Here is a 14695-nt window from a genome sequence, read left to right as displayed (position 1 = left end):
CTGTCGGCTGTATCGCTTCAAAGTAGTAAGTGTAAGCTAGCGTCATAAAGGTTACCTACCCTTTTTTACTAGCCATGTTTTTACTAGCAATAGCTTTTACTTGGGTGGATACCAGACAATATCTTTTACCTGTATTTGTTTTGGCAGCAATTTATTTTTATAAAAAGTATCAGCTTCTTGCTGCTGCGCTTGAATGATGTCATCGGTGATATAGTTGACACCGTAATTTCTTGATTTCACCGAGGCTAACGCCACGTCAGGTTTTAGATTGGTGACTTTTTGGATCATTTTGCTAAAAGTTACCGGGTCAGCGGTAATGGCTTTATCCGCTTCATCAATGGCTTTGACAATGTCTTTAACCACATCGGGATGTTTTTGAGCAAAATCCGTTGATGCCAAATAAAACGATGTATTATTGGGCTTAAGACCTGTAGCGTCGGTCAAAACTCGCGCTTTTAGCTCAATTTTGGCACTCGATAGATAAGGCTCCCAAACGGTCCAAGCATCCAGTTTCCCCGATTCAAAGGCAGCACGGGCGTCAGATGGTTGTAAATACTTGACATCTATGTCTGCAAAACTTAGTTTGTCACGTTCCAATGCTTTTAGTAACGTATAGTTGGCACTAGAGCCTTTAGTCACCGCCACAGATTTACCTTTTAATTCAGCCACTGACTTTAAGGTTGAATCGGCGGGGACAATGACGGCTTCAGACTGTGGTGAAGGATTTTCATAGGCAACATACACCAGATTACTACCCGCGGCTTGGGCAAAAATGGGTGGCGTGTCCCCTGTGGTGCCAAAGTCAATATTGTTGGTATTTAGCGCTTCTAGCATCGGCGGTCCCGATTGAAACTGCACCCAATTGACTTTGATGCCGGATTTTTCGAGCGACTTTTCAAGCAGCTTACTTTCACGCAAATACACCAACGCCCCTGAACTTTGTAATCCGATACGCACTTCTTCGAGTGGTTTTGAATCAACGGTCTTAGTGTCATTGGTCTGTGCTTCATTGGTGGTTGCCGCATTGGCAGATTTGGTGGTATTTTGCTGGCAACCTGCTAATAGCAAGCTAATACTAAACCCCGAAATAAGTAGAGCAGAAACTTTTTTCATTACAACACCTTATGCAATATTTAGGACAATTTGTCCTTATCCTCAAAATTTTTCATTTTTTTCGATATGAAATGCTATAAAGCCCTATCAAGTATCATCGAATGGTGACATTATTCCACAGAATAATAACAAAGCTTAATAATTATAATTGATAAGAATATAGAGGATTCTGCTAACCGCTCTACAATGCGGATACTTTAGCTTGCGGATATATAAGGGAAGTGTGAATAGATTAACTGCTGTTATCCGTAGAAAAAAAGGCGCAATCTTTAATCAAGCAGACCCGATAAAGCAACTTGCTGACCAGTACAGTAGACTTATGTACTTATTAGCTTAATCACTTAGCTTAATCACCTAAATGCAATCTAACTGAGCAGTTTTGAGCGGTAATTAAAAGGGTTCGTTTAATGCGCAGCAAATTTGGTACGCTTAAAGATTGGATTGAAGGTTATATTGTAGATGGAATTGAAGGAAGATAGGATTGAAGGGTGTTTGGTATTATTCAGTTTCGACTCATAGCCGCTTGCAGTTTGTGAAATTGGCTTTCACTGGGTTATTATTGAAAAGATTGTGAACAAATTTTTGCAAGCAACAAGGCTGCATAACAATAGCAGCCTTGCCCTTGTGAGTCATTCAGTTAAATTCAGCCAGTCGGTTACATTCAAATAGAAGCCGCTGTAAAATGCTGATGAAGATGGGCTTTATTTTCTAAATCATCGGCAATGGCAATCGCTAAATCCGCCACACTGATACCTGCAGGTATATCGCCGTTCATCAACAGTTGGTTGTCACCTAAACGATACTCTCCTGTACGCTCTTCACTATAACCAGCGGTTACACCAAGCATGGCAGGCGGAGAAATAAACGCCCAATTCACATCACGACGGTCTGTTAACGATTTGATTAAATGGCGTGCTGCATTGGCACCGTCAAAGATTTCTTTAGGAAAATCTGGTGTATCAATCAACTGTTTATTGTCAGCGACATACAAACTACCAGCACCGCCGATAATCAGCAGATAAGGTACATTTGCCTGTTTACCACCTTCGATAATCGCCTGAGAACCTCGTGTAAATTCTTCACCAATATTGGGGTTAGTCCATCCGGGGTTATATGCACTCACAACGGCATCAAACCCTTGTAATTTTTGTGGAAAATCCGCACTCATCACGTCAGCTTGTACAGCGGTGACATTGTCTTGGGGTTCAACTTTATCAATATGGCGGGCAAACGCAGTAACTTGATGTCCACGTTGTGCTAATTCTTTGACAACCGCTTTCCCAACATACCCTGTGGCTCCGATGACGGCAATTTTTTGTGAGTTCATTTTTGTTCCTTTATTTGACTGAGTTAAGATAAAGCTATTATAAAACGCTTATTCACAAACGATTAGTCTGTAATAAGCTAAAATATTATTAGCTAAAAGACAATAATAGAGAAGTTATCATGAATCAATCTGACTTTGGGCAATTACTGATTTTTCATAGTATTGTTCAAGAAAAATCGATTACCAAGGCGGCTAAAAAGCTAGGTATCGCGATACCATCGGTAAGCAAGGCGCTTAAGACATTGGAGCGTAATGTTGGTATTGCCTTATTCGTTCGCACAACACGTAAACTACAATTAACCGACGCTGGCGAACAACTTTACGGCCAAACCCGAGAACCGATTTCTAGGTTACAAAACACTTGGCAACATATTGGAGATCAGTACCAACAACCAAGTGGTCTTGTACGAATTACCCTATCACAGCTACATTTCGAGCTGATATTTAAACCTTTTTATGCAGAATTTTGTGCGCGTTATCCAAAGATAATTTTGGAATTCTCTATTAATAATGCTAGTGTGGATTTGATAGAAGCAGGGTTTGATTTGGGGGTAAGATTTGGTAATAACTTGACTGATAACGTGGTGGCTAAGCCCATTTATCCTGCGTTTCGGCAAGGGCTGTATATTTCTTTAGACTATGCAAGCAAATACGGCATACCAAAGACCCTAGATGATTTACAACATCATCGGATGATTGGCTTTCGTTTTATGAGTAGTAATCGAATCGAGCCCTTATTTTTGCAGATAAATGGGGAAAATAAACTACAACCCATTGAAAACACGCTGATTTTTAATGATTCTGAACAAGTGTTAGATGCCACTTTGCAAGGTTTAGGCATAGGGCGAATCTTCGAACCTTTAGCAACCAACTCAGCGCTGATACCCGTACTTGAAGAATATTGGATAACCTTTCCTGCCAATTATTTATACTATTTGCCGACACCTGTTAAAGCTAAAAAAATACAGCTTCTCATTGATTTTTTAATGGAGAAATTTGGCGGTTAGGCCTCATCTTAAATTAACAATCTGTGTTCATGACTATGAAAATTAAGTCGATAACAATCCTTGGTTCGCATTTCTCACCCAATTTAATTGCACTGTTAGCCTTTATCAAAGAGCATCATGGTAGTCGCACCCAATGGTAATGCCTATGTGGGAAATTTTGGCTATGATTTAATGGGAGGGGCTGACCATAAGGATACAGGGATCGTGTTGGTAAAACCAGATGGTTCAACACAAAAAGTTGCCGAAGGTTTATCCTTCCCTAATAGTATGGTGATAACACCCGATGAGAAAACACTGATTGTCAATGAATTATTTGGCAATCGTATCTCTAAATTTGCCGTTCATGCGGATGGCAAACTCGGGGAAAGACACGATTTTGCCAGCTTTGGGAGTTTAGGCGATGAACCAAGTGTCGCTAGACGTATGGAAAAAGCAATGATCAAGCCTGATGGGCTTGCTTTAGATGCTGAAGGCGCTGTTTGGTTTGCCGATACAGTGAATCAAAGAGCCGTTAAAATGGCAGAAGGGGGTGAGATACTCGAAACAGTTGACGTCGCTCCAGAACTAGTGTTTGCTGTGACTTTGGGGGGTGATGACGGCAAAACACTGTTTATGTGTGTCGCACCTGATTGGGATAAAGCAAATCGTAAAAGTGAAAACCTTGGACGTATGATATCAACCAAAGTCTCAGTGGGTCATGCAGGTACACCTTAATGCACAAAACAATCTATACCGTTAAAGCATAAATTTTTGCGTAAGTCCTAATATACAAGTTGTGGTTCAAATCAATACGATAGTTTATTGCTGAAATGAGAAAGCCGTTACTGGGGATTCCCTGTAATGGCTTACAAGTTCAATAAAAACAGGTGTTTTGACTAAATTGTCGGCTCAATCTTTTCCCCATCTTCTTTGATAAAGGTTTTGGTTAAGGGCGTATCAATCAAATCTAGTACAACTTCGGAAGGACGGCACAGCTTAACGCCTTTATCACTCACAACGATTGGACGATTGATTAGAAGTGGGTCAGCTAACATAGCTTGAATAAGGTCATCATCAGTCAAACTAAGGTTATCTAGCCTACGTTCAGCGTAAGGCGGCACATTTACACGCAGTAATTGTCTTGGGGTAATACCCATTTTGGTAATTAAATCATGCAGGGTTGTTTCATCAGGTGGGTTATCCAAATACTGAATAACAGAAGGCTCAATGCCTTGATGTTTGATAAGAGCAAGCGTGTTGCGTGATGTGCCACAGTTAGGGTTGTGGTAAATTGTGATATTTTGCATACTTGTTCCTTTTTAAGTTTTAAAATTATTGAATTATTGGTAACCAAATTGCCAATGCAACCAATGTAGCCACCAATACAGGCAAGGTTAAAATAATACCGACTTTAATATAATAGCCCCAACTCACCGTAATATTTTTACTGGCTAAAACGTGCAACCATAATAAGGTAGCGAGTGAGCCAATCGGGGTAATTTTCGTGCCTAAATCACAGCCTATTACATTGGCATAAATCATGGCTTGCTTTATCATGGGGTCATGGATAGTCGCCTCATCAATCGCTAAAGCCTGAATTAGCACCGTTGGCATATTATTCATGACAGATGAAAGCCCTGCCGATAATAACCCTGTTCCTACTGTAGCTGTCATCATGCCATGATTAGCGAGTTGGCTTAACTCATGAGCTAAATAATCGGTCAGCCCTGCATTTTTTAAACCATACACCACCAAATACATACCCAATGAAAATATTACCACTTGCCACGGGGCATTTTTGATAATCGGCAGCACCGTTATTTTTTTACCCATTTTCGCTACCACAAGCAACACCAACGCTCCAACCCCTGCAATGAAGCTAATGGGCACACCTATAGGCTCAAGCACAAAAAAACCCAACAAAAGTAACGCCAACACCACCCAACCCATGATAAAGGTATTTTTATCCATGATAGCCGATTGTGAGCTTTCGATTAAATCCAACGCATAAACCGTAGGAATGTCTTTATGATAAAACCCATACAATACCAATAATGAGGTGACAACCGCTACCACGTTTACTGGTATCATCACTTTGGCATAATCGGTAAAAGGGATTTTAAAAAAGTCAGCCGACACAATATTTACCAAATTAGACACCACGAGCGGAATACTGGCGGTATCAGCGATAAACCCTGCTGTCATAATAAAAGCAAGAGTAGTCGCAGGGGAAAAGCGTAACGTGGTTAAAATCGCAATCACAATGGGTGTTAATATCAAAGCCACACCATCATTGGCAAACAATGCCGATACCACCGCCCCAAGTAGCACAATAAACGCAAACAACCGATTACCGCTACCTTTTGCTAATCTTGCAACGTGCAAGGCGATATAGCGGAAAAAGCCTGCTTCATCAAGTAACAGACTAATGATGATAATGGCAATAAAGGCAAAGGTAGCGTTCCAAACAATATTCCACACTACAGGAATATCGGCAACCGTTATTACCCCTAATAGCAAAGCTATCCCAGCCCCGATACTGGCAGTCCAACCGATACCCAAGCCTTTAGGTTGCCATATTACAAATATCAAAGTCACTAGAAAAATGAGTAATGCGGTAATCATTGACTGCCTATAGAAACCTGTTAAAATTGATCTATACTATAATCTATATATTTGGATATGTAAATATATGAATAAAACAGACTTTCTCAAGGCGTTAAGCGACCCCACCCGATTAAAAATTGTGCAACTACTTAATCAGAAGCAAGCGTTATGCGTGTGTGACATCATCAGCGAGTTAGACCAACCACAGCCAACTATCTCACGGCATTTAAACCAATTAAAGCAAATCGGTATTTTAGAAAGTGAGCGTAAAGGCACTTGGATTTGGTATTCGATTAGTCAAGAGTTGCCAAGTTGGGGCAAAGCGATAATTGGTGCATTGGAATTAAATTAAAGGCGTTTCCTCGCTTAATTCAAAATACCTCTCCATAGGTGTTTTTCCCTTCAAAGCTGAATGTGGTCTTAGCCAATTAAGGCTATGTCTGAGCTGTTTTATTTTAGGGGAGAGTTACAGCTAGCGATGGCGTCATCGTTGTTTCAATCCATGATAAGACATTTTCCCATAATGGTTGGGCATTGGCTCTAAAATAGCCCATATGCCCAATCTTGGGCAGTGATACAGTTAAGGGAATGTCTAGCAAGGTTAAGTCTGCGTTTGTATAGCCTTGCATAAAGGCATCCCGAGATTTTGGTAATGCCCACAAATCATCCACCGCGTTTGCCGCCACAATAGGCATCTTTATTTGGGCAAATTTTTCTTGCATTTTTTCTGATACAATTGGGTCATCAAAAAAATAATGCGGATATTTGCACCATTGTCGCCACTGCTTATAGACACCATAAGGCAAATCTTCACCCATTCCCAACATTGACATCGGGGTATAACCTTTAAAGAACGTTAAAGCAGGTAAGATAGCATTCCACAACAAATTAACGCGCATCGATTCTCGGCGTGTCATCCATCCACGCCACCCTGCACCCGTAGCAAAGACATACATATCTGAAATTTTATAATGGTTGGGTAGAAGTCCAAAGGCATGACCACCAAATGAGTGTCCAACGATAAAGGTTGGGGTTTCACCTGTGGCAATTTCATCAATCACTGCCGCCAAATCTAACCTAGCCCAATCAAGAAAACTTGCTTTAAAGCCTTTAAGCCTCGCTACCTTAGATCGAGCAATGCCCCTATAATCAAATGTCACTGTGCGATAGCCATTGTCTGCGGCAAACCTAGAAAATCTTTGGTAAAATTGTTGTGGCACACCCGTTGCCCCTGCGATCACAATCGTGGCTTTATACTCATCAGGCTCATAGCTTGTGGCTGCCAATGCGAAGCCATCGGCTGCTACAATGGTAAAATCTCTTTGGGTGAAGTGTTCACAAGTAGGTGTCATAAGTCACAATTCATTGGTTGATAAAATGCGTCGATAAACTAGGCATTGACCTTAGTCATCTCTTTACTTGCCTTGAAACTGAGCTGGTCGTTTCTCTCTTAAGGATGCGACACCTTCTGCAAAATCTTGGGATAAAAACAAATCTGGTAAGTAACCAAGGACATTGGCAAAGGCAGTTTTAGGATCTTGCTCAGTCCCTTGTTTGGCAGATTGTAATAAACGTTTGACGGCTAAAGGGGCAGAATGGCTGCTAATCTGTGTGGCAATCTTAAGTGCGACGGCAAACTGCTCGCCTTTAGGCACTACTTGGCTGACCAATCCCATCGCATCTGCCGTCGCGGCATCAAAGCGATCGCCAGTGAGCAAATAAGGCATGGCTTTTTGCCAACCTGCCGTTTGTACAAAACGGATGGTTGCCCCACCAAACGGCATCAAGCCTCGTTGCACCTCCATTTGGGCAAAGCGGCTGTCATCACTGGCAATCACAATGTCGGCATTGAGCATCAGCTCGATACCCGCCGTAAAACAAAGCCCTTGTACCGCAACGACATAAGGTTTAGTACGCGGCATGCCAGATACGCCCCACGGGTCAATACGGTCGTTCGGATAATCAAAAATACCTGACAGTACCTTGTCTTGCAGCTCCATTAGATCAAGCCCTGTGGTGAAATTCTCCCCACGCGCATACAGTAAGGCGCAGCGTAATTCATCCCGCTGCTCATACTCAGTAAGCGCCTTTGATAGCTCTTGAATCATCAAGCTATCAAAGGCGTTATATTTCTCTGGGCGATTGAGCTCAATGAGTAACACACTATCTTTTTGTTCTACATTCAGACGGACATAATCGGTCTGGAAACTGGCTTTATCTTGGTTATTAGATGTCATCTCTGACTCCTTGTATTAATTGGCTAAAACTCGCTTACTGGCTAATTGAGCATCGATGCGTTCATAAACACCTTGTAAATAACTGGGGTCATCATAAATTCGCCCCAGTAAAATCGCCCCTTCATAATCTGCTACACTTTGCTTGGCTAAGGCATCCGCCTGTGCTTTAGGATAGACCTCATCAAATAACACCTGCATGGTTTGTTGCCAACGGCTTAAAAACTGCCGAGTTAATCCCAGTAGCGATGGCGATAAATACCTTGCCTCACCGCCAATCACCGCCATCAAGCAGCCCATACCGCCTTGGCTAAAAAACTTGACCGCTTGCTCATGTAGCCGTTGATAACGCATTTGGACGCTGCCTGCCTCATACACCAAACTAAATAATTTATGGTCAACCAATTGGTGCACATAGCTGAGCATATCTGCTACTAAGCTTTCTTTGTCTTGGTACTCATAATAAAACGCCCCTTTGGTCAAATCACAGGCACTTGCCAACATCGCCATACTAGTGCCTTGATAGCCATGTTGTTTGAAAACAGGCATACAATACTGTAATAGCTGCTCTCGACTGAGCTTTTGTGGTCGCATGGTTCGCTATACCTCATTTTTTAAAGTAAATGATCTCGCCACTTGTAGATAACGCACGACATACACCAATAGCCCAATCGCCGCAAGTGCCTCTAACCAAATAAACGCATGAATCTTAAGGCTAATGTGCTCACTGGGGATGAGGTAGTGACCCAATACCAATAAACTCATTAGGCAATACAGCACCATACTCACCACGCCCCAATACAAGCGCTGATGTTTAATTAGCCAAAGTGCCAAAAGGGCAAATGGGGTCATCACAAACCAAAATGCATCCACCAACGTGGGATTGAGCCAGGTAGGTTCGGGATAATGCTCAAAAAACAAAATATTGTCCACATAGTGCAAAATCGTGGTGAAAATATTAAACCATACCAACCATTTTAAGCTGGTATATGTCCAATATTTGCGGTTAGGTTGTTCAATTAGCATATTAACTCGTTAACGATGTCCATTTAGCTCTTTAATGATCATAATAAAAGTAATTTAAACGAACGTTTAAAAATAGTCAATAAACATTTTGCTATTAGTGCATGCTGCAAAGCAGTACTTTAAGGTACTCCCCAATGTCTAGACCCATCAATTACCGCCACCAAGTATACAAAGCCCCTGATTAGGCGAACGTAGGTGATATCCGTACGCCATACCTGATACATCATGTAATGGGCAAACTCATCTCGGGGGTGAGCTTGGTGTGGTGCTTTTTAACCAGTCATTAAGGCGGCTGAGTCTTAATTAGTAAAACAGTGAAGTTTATTTATTTTTACTAAAGTGACCAAAAACAAGTGGGTGTGAAATTAAAATTCTTAAAAAAATTCGTGGCCACCAAATGGTCACCTTTTGGTCACCATTCAATTTCTGTAATAAAAAAGGTGCCCAAAATCACAAAAGTGGTCAAAATTTCAACTCTCGAAAAACTATGTAAACCGTTGATATCACTGCAATAAAAAAGCCCCAATCAATCGACTGGGGCTTTTGGAATATGGTAGGCATAATCTGACTCGAACAGACGACCCCCACCATGTCAAGGTGGTGCTCTAACCAACTGAGCTATATGCCTAAAAGGGTCTAACAATCTACTTGCGTAAGTAGGAGTGCCATTTTACCAAAAAATTTTGCTTTTGCAAGTGGTTTTAATTCTTCGCTTCAATTTTTATTGCGCCATCTTCAGCTAAGTTTTCGTTAAGGTTATGTTGTTTTAATACACTCAGCCACTCGGATATACCTCAGTATCGACTTTATCCCGTGACCTGACAACTTTATCAAAAACTTAGGATGGCATTATGAAAAAATCATTAATCACCTCAGGCTTATTGGCACTTGCTATGTTATCAGCCAGCAGCGCATTTGCCGAAGCCAACTGCCAAGCGCACCCAAAAAACGAACAAATCCCGCAAGCCGATTTTCAAAAAGCGTTAGAAAAACATGGCTTTACTATCAAAAAATTCAAAACTGATGGCAACTGCTATGAAATGTATGGCAAAAGCAAAGGTGGGAAAAAAGTCGAAATGTACTTTGATACCAAAGACGGCAAAATCGTTAAATCAGAAATCGACTAATGATAGGATAAGCAAACCGTCCAACCAACGTAATTTGAGGTAGGTTTGCCAATGTTACACCTTCACACGGCTAACTTAGCCGTGTTGATATTTTAGACAATGGAAACTAACAATGTTACCACAACCACAATCTGCACAAACCGTCAAAGTCTGGGATATTTGGGTGCGCATCACTCATTGGGCAGTCGCTGCGGGTATTTTTGCCAACCTTATCGTCACTGAAGGTGGTAGTGATGTGCATGAGTACATGGGCTATGCCGTCGTGGCGCTCGTAGTGTCTCGTTTGATTTGGGGGTTGGTGGGTAGCCAATACGCCAGATTTAGTAATTTTTTCCCTACCCCAACCCGCATTCGCGAGCATATGACCGACATCAAGCAGCATAAGTTTCAAGGTCATCTGGGTCACAATCCGTTGGGTGCGCTGATGATGTTTGCGCTGTGGGGCGTTATTATCGCGCTGGGTGTCACAGGCTATTTGCAAACCACCGACCAATTTTGGGGAGACGATAGCATCCAAGCGATTCACGAATTTTTAGCCAACAGTCTTTGGGTGCTAGTCCCTTTACATGTGGCAGCCGCGATTATAATGGGAAGACTACAACAGCAAAACTTGGTAAAATCGATGATAACGGGTGAAAAAACCGTTCAATAAATACCTTCGCTAAAAAATAAGATAAAACCCACGGAAAACCCTCATGACCCGAATTTTACTGATTGAAGATGATGCCACCATTGCCGATGGCATTGTCAAAGGCTTAAGCCAACAAAACATGATGGTGGATTGGTTTGCTGATGCCAAACTCGGTGAAATGGCAATTCATGAAGGGGTGTTTGATGCTGTGTTATTGGATTTGACCTTGCCACGTGGCGATGGGATGACCATTTTAGCCAATTGGCGACAGCAAAAGATTGACACGCCTGTCTTGATTATTACGGCACGCGATGCCATTGCCAACCGCGTGGCAGGCCTGAATGCTGGGGCAGACGATTATTTGGTCAAACCGTTTGCCTTAGATGAAGTGGTTGCCCGTTTGCAGGCTTTGATTCGCCGTAGCCAAGGTCGCAGTCAAACTGAAATCCGCTATGGGGATGTCAGCTACTTGCCACAGCAGCAGCAAGTTTTTTATCAAGGCAAATGGGTGGATTTGACTGCCAAAGAAATCACTGTTCTTGAGCAGTTTATCAGCTATCCCAATTTGGTGCATAGCCGTGCCAGCCTTGAGGATAAGCTATACGGTTGGCAGCAAGATATCGAAAGCAACGCGATTGAAGTACATATTCATAACCTGAGAAAAAAACTCGGCAATGATTTTATCCTCACTCGGCGTGGTATTGGCTATTATCTCAATCCTGCCTTGCAGCGTCCTGAATGATTCCCCCGCTATCCCGCTTTAAGCTGTTACCACAATGACCCATGCCACCCAAAAAGCTTATAGTATCCAACGGCAGCTGCTCAATTCCCTGCTCATCGGACTACCGATTATTTGGCTATCGATTACCCTCATATCGGTATGGCGGCTTTCGCATGAAATCAACGAAATCAATGACACCCAAATCACCCAATTAGCCCGCTATCTGATTGGTATCTCACAAGACGTTAAACTTCATCTCACCAACCCTGCCAATGCGCCTAAAATTTTAAATCTTGAAAATGGCTTGCTATCAGGCGATTTAGGGGATGCCGAAGAAGATTACATGGGTTTTGCGATTTGGGATAAAAACGGTAAATTACTGATGGCTGATAAAGACGGTCAGCATTTTACATTTTTGCCCAAACAACACGGTTTTTTGGAAAACAACAGTGCCTATCAAGAGCTCAATCCCTTTAGTCACTCGTGGCGCCTGTTTTATGCGCACGATGACGTCACCAACCATCTCATCGCCATCGGGCAAAACCTTAATTCGCGTCAAGAGATTATCTATAAATCATTAACCATTCAACTTGTTCCCTCGCTGATTGGGGTGATGCTATTGATTATGCTGACATGGCTGTCAGTGCGGCGTGGCTTTGTTCCGCTTAAACAGATTAGTGACTTGTTGAGCACTCGCAGCCCTGAAGATAAAACCCCTTTATCGGTTGATACACCGTTAGAAATTCAACCCTTGCTAAACGCGCTTAATGGGTTATTTGATAAAGTCGCGGATACCCTTGAGCGTGAAAAACGCTTTACCGCAGATGCCTCTCATGAATTACGCAGCCCGCTCACTGCCATCAAGCTACAGACCGATGTGCTACAACAAACCATTTTGCAAGCCAATTTAACCGATAGCCAAACTGATGCACTCCTGAGTCACTGCCGACAAATCAGTCACAGTAATGAGCGCGCCAATCGACTGGTTGAACAGTTGCTGATTTTAGCAAAACTGGCACCGCAGCAAGGCCTAGACCCGCAGACCTTTGCACCGATTGATTGGATAGCCCTATCCAATGACATCCTCTCAGAAGTCAACCGCCGTGCCCGCGAAAAAAACAGCCAATTACGCCGTGATGTGTTAGTGGATGCCAAAGCTATCTTGCCTTTGACAGGTAACGCCACTTTAATCAGTATTTTGCTGCGTAACCTATTGGATAATGCCATTCGCTATAGCCCTGACCATACCACGATTCGGTTAGTATTAGATAGCGATGCGATTACAGTCATCGACAATGGCAACGGGGTCGCACCTATCGACCTTGCTCGGCTGTCAGAGCGGTTTTTTCGTCCCGCAGGTCAAGCTGAGATTGGTAGTGGCTTGGGTCTGTCGATTGTGTGCCGTATCGCTGAGCTTCATGGTTTGCAAATTACTATGCAGAACCTAGAACAGAATGGGCAGATTTGCGGTTTTCAAGTCAGTCTCTTTAAGCGCTGACTTGCCCACTGCTGAATTTTAACTGACCAACAACAGGGGGCGTTTAAAAAAGGTACATAGCGTATCTTTTTTTGCGAGTAAACTAAAAAATTAATACACGTTGGGCACATACATATCTTCCCCGATTGGCTCACGTTGGTAATTGTCGTGATGCTCGCGTTCTGGCAATACCACATTATCCCGTTGTATTTCTTGGTAGGGAATTTGTGAGAGCAGGTGGTTGATGCAGTTTAGCCGCGCTTTTTTCTTATCATCACCCTCAACTACCCACCAACGGGCTTCTGGAATATGGGTGCGTTCAAACATCACTTCCTTGGCTTTGGTATAATCTTCCCAGCGGCGACGCGATTCTAAATCCATCGGTGAGAGTTTCCACTGTTTGAGCGGGTCATAAATACGGCTCATGAAGCGTGACTCTTGCTCGTCATCTGAAATAGAAAACCAATATTTGATTAAGCGAATCCCCGAGCGCACCAACATACGCTCAAATTCTGGCACTGACTCAAAAAACTCTTCGTATTGCGCGTCAGTACAAAATCCCATCACTCGCTCAACCCCAGCACGGTTGTACCAACTGCGGTCAAATAGCACAATCTCGCCCGCGGCTGGCAGGTGCGCGACATAGCGCTGAAAATACCATTGGGTCTTTTCTCGGTCATTAGGTGCAGGCAGTGCGGCTACACGGCAGACGCGCGGATTGAGCCGTTGGGTGATACGTTTGATAGCGCCGCCTTTACCTGCTGAGTCGCGACCTTCAAAAATGACAACGATGCGCTCACCGGTTGCCACTACCCAATCTTGCAATTTGATCAATTCTTTTTGCAGACGAATCAATTCATTGAAATAAATATGACGAGCGATTTTTTGGCTGTCGGTCAACGGCTGACCGTCATATCGTAAATCTTGGATGTAGTCGTCCATTTCGGACTCAATCTCTTCATCGTAGCTGTCAATCAAGTCGTCGTGCATTTGTTGTCGCAGTCTATCATTATTTTTGAGGGTTTCATCATTTAAAAAATGTGATTGCGGTAAGTCATCAAGCATATCGGTAATATGATTGCTGATAACAAGGTTACTATTAGCAGTGGGCTGATTATTTGGCATATTGAGACTCTCTAATGAGCATTAAAAATGCTGATAATATGACAAAATTATGAAGGTATGATGATAGAGGATGTTAAAAAAATAGGCTTATCGGAAAAAAACAACGTTCTGACATAAGTTTGTTGTTTTTGGTTTTATTTCAATTTAATTGTCGTTAAAATTGTACCAATGCTTACTTATTTTTAAGATAATTAAATAATTGTTACATTAGGATAACTCTATGCAATATGCTAAGCCCAAAGTCTATTGGCTGATGCTGATAGGTGTAATATTTTCAATATTAAATATCAGCACTTCTTATGCTGCTGCTACTGCTCCGAC

16 protein-coding genes and 1 tRNA gene are annotated in these 14695 nt (G+C 42.4%); 7 read left to right on the top strand and 10 right to left on the bottom strand.

Going from position 1 to position 14695, the window contains the following annotated elements; genetic code table 11:
* Positions 1-96: 96 nt before the first annotated feature.
* Positions 97-1113, bottom strand: coding sequence for an aliphatic sulfonate ABC transporter substrate-binding protein (locus RTJ53_RS06240; protein WP_312276304.1), 1017 nt, complete (start codon positions 1111-1113; stop codon positions 97-99).
* A gap of 661 nt (positions 1114-1774) precedes the next feature.
* Complete coding sequence (locus tag RTJ53_RS06235; RefSeq protein WP_312276303.1) at positions 1775-2440, bottom strand: NAD(P)-dependent oxidoreductase; 666 nt, start codon at positions 2438-2440, stop codon at positions 1775-1777.
* Positions 2441-2559: 119 nt separating this feature from the next.
* Between RTJ53_RS06235 and RTJ53_RS06230 the strand changes: the two genes are divergently transcribed.
* Both RTJ53_RS06230 and RTJ53_RS06225 read left to right on the top strand, forming a co-directional pair.
* The gene (locus RTJ53_RS06230; RefSeq protein ID WP_312276302.1) at positions 2560-3447 is read left to right on the top strand and encodes a LysR family transcriptional regulator; all 888 of its coding nucleotides are present in this window, start codon (positions 2560-2562) and stop codon (positions 3445-3447) included.
* A gap of 117 nt (positions 3448-3564) precedes the next feature.
* Positions 3565-4161, top strand: a complete 597-nt coding sequence (locus tag RTJ53_RS06225) for an SMP-30/gluconolactonase/LRE family protein (RefSeq protein WP_312276301.1) — start codon at positions 3565-3567, stop codon at positions 4159-4161.
* Positions 4162-4322: 161 nt separating this feature from the next.
* Here the strand turns inward: RTJ53_RS06225 and arsC are convergent, their stop codons facing one another.
* Both arsC and RTJ53_RS06215 read right to left on the bottom strand, forming a co-directional pair.
* A complete protein-coding gene (gene arsC / locus RTJ53_RS06220) occupies positions 4323-4733 on the bottom strand; it encodes an arsenate reductase (glutaredoxin) (RefSeq protein ID WP_312276300.1) in 411 nt (136 codons plus the stop codon).
* A gap of 25 nt (positions 4734-4758) precedes the next feature.
* Complete coding sequence (locus tag RTJ53_RS06215; RefSeq protein ID WP_312276299.1) at positions 4759-6051, bottom strand: arsenic transporter; 1293 nt, start codon at positions 6049-6051, stop codon at positions 4759-4761.
* A 67-nt stretch (positions 6052-6118) separates the two neighbouring features.
* Here RTJ53_RS06215 and RTJ53_RS06210 point away from each other — a divergent pair, with 67 nt between their 5' ends.
* Entirely contained in the window at positions 6119-6385 is a 267-nt protein-coding gene (locus RTJ53_RS06210) for an ArsR/SmtB family transcription factor (RefSeq protein WP_312276298.1), read from the top strand.
* A 103-nt stretch (positions 6386-6488) separates the two neighbouring features.
* Here RTJ53_RS06210 and RTJ53_RS06200 read toward each other — a convergent pair whose 3' ends face one another.
* The 5 genes from RTJ53_RS06200 to RTJ53_RS06180 all read right to left on the bottom strand — a co-directional run bounded on the left by RTJ53_RS06200 (position 6489) and on the right by RTJ53_RS06180 (position 9921).
* A complete protein-coding gene (locus tag RTJ53_RS06200) occupies positions 6489-7385 on the bottom strand; it encodes an alpha/beta hydrolase family protein (RefSeq protein ID WP_312276297.1) in 897 nt (298 codons plus the stop codon).
* 63 nt (positions 7386-7448) lie between these two features.
* The gene (locus tag RTJ53_RS06195) at positions 7449-8270 is read right to left on the bottom strand and encodes a crotonase/enoyl-CoA hydratase family protein (RefSeq protein ID WP_312276296.1); all 822 of its coding nucleotides are present in this window, start codon (positions 8268-8270) and stop codon (positions 7449-7451) included.
* A 15-nt stretch (positions 8271-8285) separates the two neighbouring features.
* Positions 8286-8861, bottom strand: coding sequence for a TetR/AcrR family transcriptional regulator (locus tag RTJ53_RS06190; protein ID WP_312276295.1), 576 nt, complete (start codon positions 8859-8861; stop codon positions 8286-8288).
* Positions 8862-8867: 6 nt separating this feature from the next.
* A complete protein-coding gene (locus tag RTJ53_RS06185; RefSeq protein ID WP_312276294.1) occupies positions 8868-9293 on the bottom strand; it encodes a hypothetical protein in 426 nt (141 codons plus the stop codon).
* Positions 9294-9844: 551 nt separating this feature from the next.
* Positions 9845-9921, bottom strand: a tRNA-Val gene (locus tag RTJ53_RS06180).
* 223 nt (positions 9922-10144) lie between these two features.
* Here RTJ53_RS06180 and RTJ53_RS06175 point away from each other — a divergent pair.
* The 4 genes from RTJ53_RS06175 (at position 10145) to RTJ53_RS06160 (ending at position 13270) form a co-directional block, all read left to right on the top strand.
* Positions 10145-10420 (top strand): PepSY domain-containing protein, encoded by a 276-nt coding sequence (locus tag RTJ53_RS06175; protein WP_076776395.1) that lies wholly within the window; start codon positions 10145-10147, stop codon positions 10418-10420.
* Between the two features lie 112 nt (positions 10421-10532).
* Positions 10533-11072 (top strand): cytochrome b/b6 domain-containing protein, encoded by a 540-nt coding sequence (locus RTJ53_RS06170; RefSeq protein ID WP_312276293.1) that lies wholly within the window; start codon positions 10533-10535, stop codon positions 11070-11072.
* Between the two features lie 43 nt (positions 11073-11115).
* On the top strand, positions 11116-11793 hold the full coding sequence (locus RTJ53_RS06165; RefSeq protein WP_007117116.1) for a response regulator: 678 nt from the start codon (positions 11116-11118) through the stop codon (positions 11791-11793).
* A 34-nt stretch (positions 11794-11827) separates the two neighbouring features.
* Positions 11828-13270, top strand: coding sequence for an ATP-binding protein (locus tag RTJ53_RS06160; protein ID WP_312276292.1), 1443 nt, complete (start codon positions 11828-11830; stop codon positions 13268-13270).
* A gap of 90 nt (positions 13271-13360) precedes the next feature.
* Here the strand turns inward: RTJ53_RS06160 and ppk2 are convergent, their stop codons facing one another.
* Positions 13361-14374: a polyphosphate kinase 2 gene (ppk2, locus tag RTJ53_RS06155; RefSeq protein WP_409418140.1), complete on the bottom strand. Its 1014-nt coding sequence runs from the start codon at positions 14372-14374 to the stop codon at positions 13361-13363.
* Positions 14375-14695 lie beyond the last annotated feature (321 nt).

The organism is Moraxella sp. CTOTU46711 (assembly GCF_031975715.1).
Classification (GTDB): Bacteria; Pseudomonadota; Gammaproteobacteria; order Pseudomonadales; family Moraxellaceae; genus Faucicola.
This window is presented reverse-complemented; position numbering and strand designations above follow the sequence as displayed.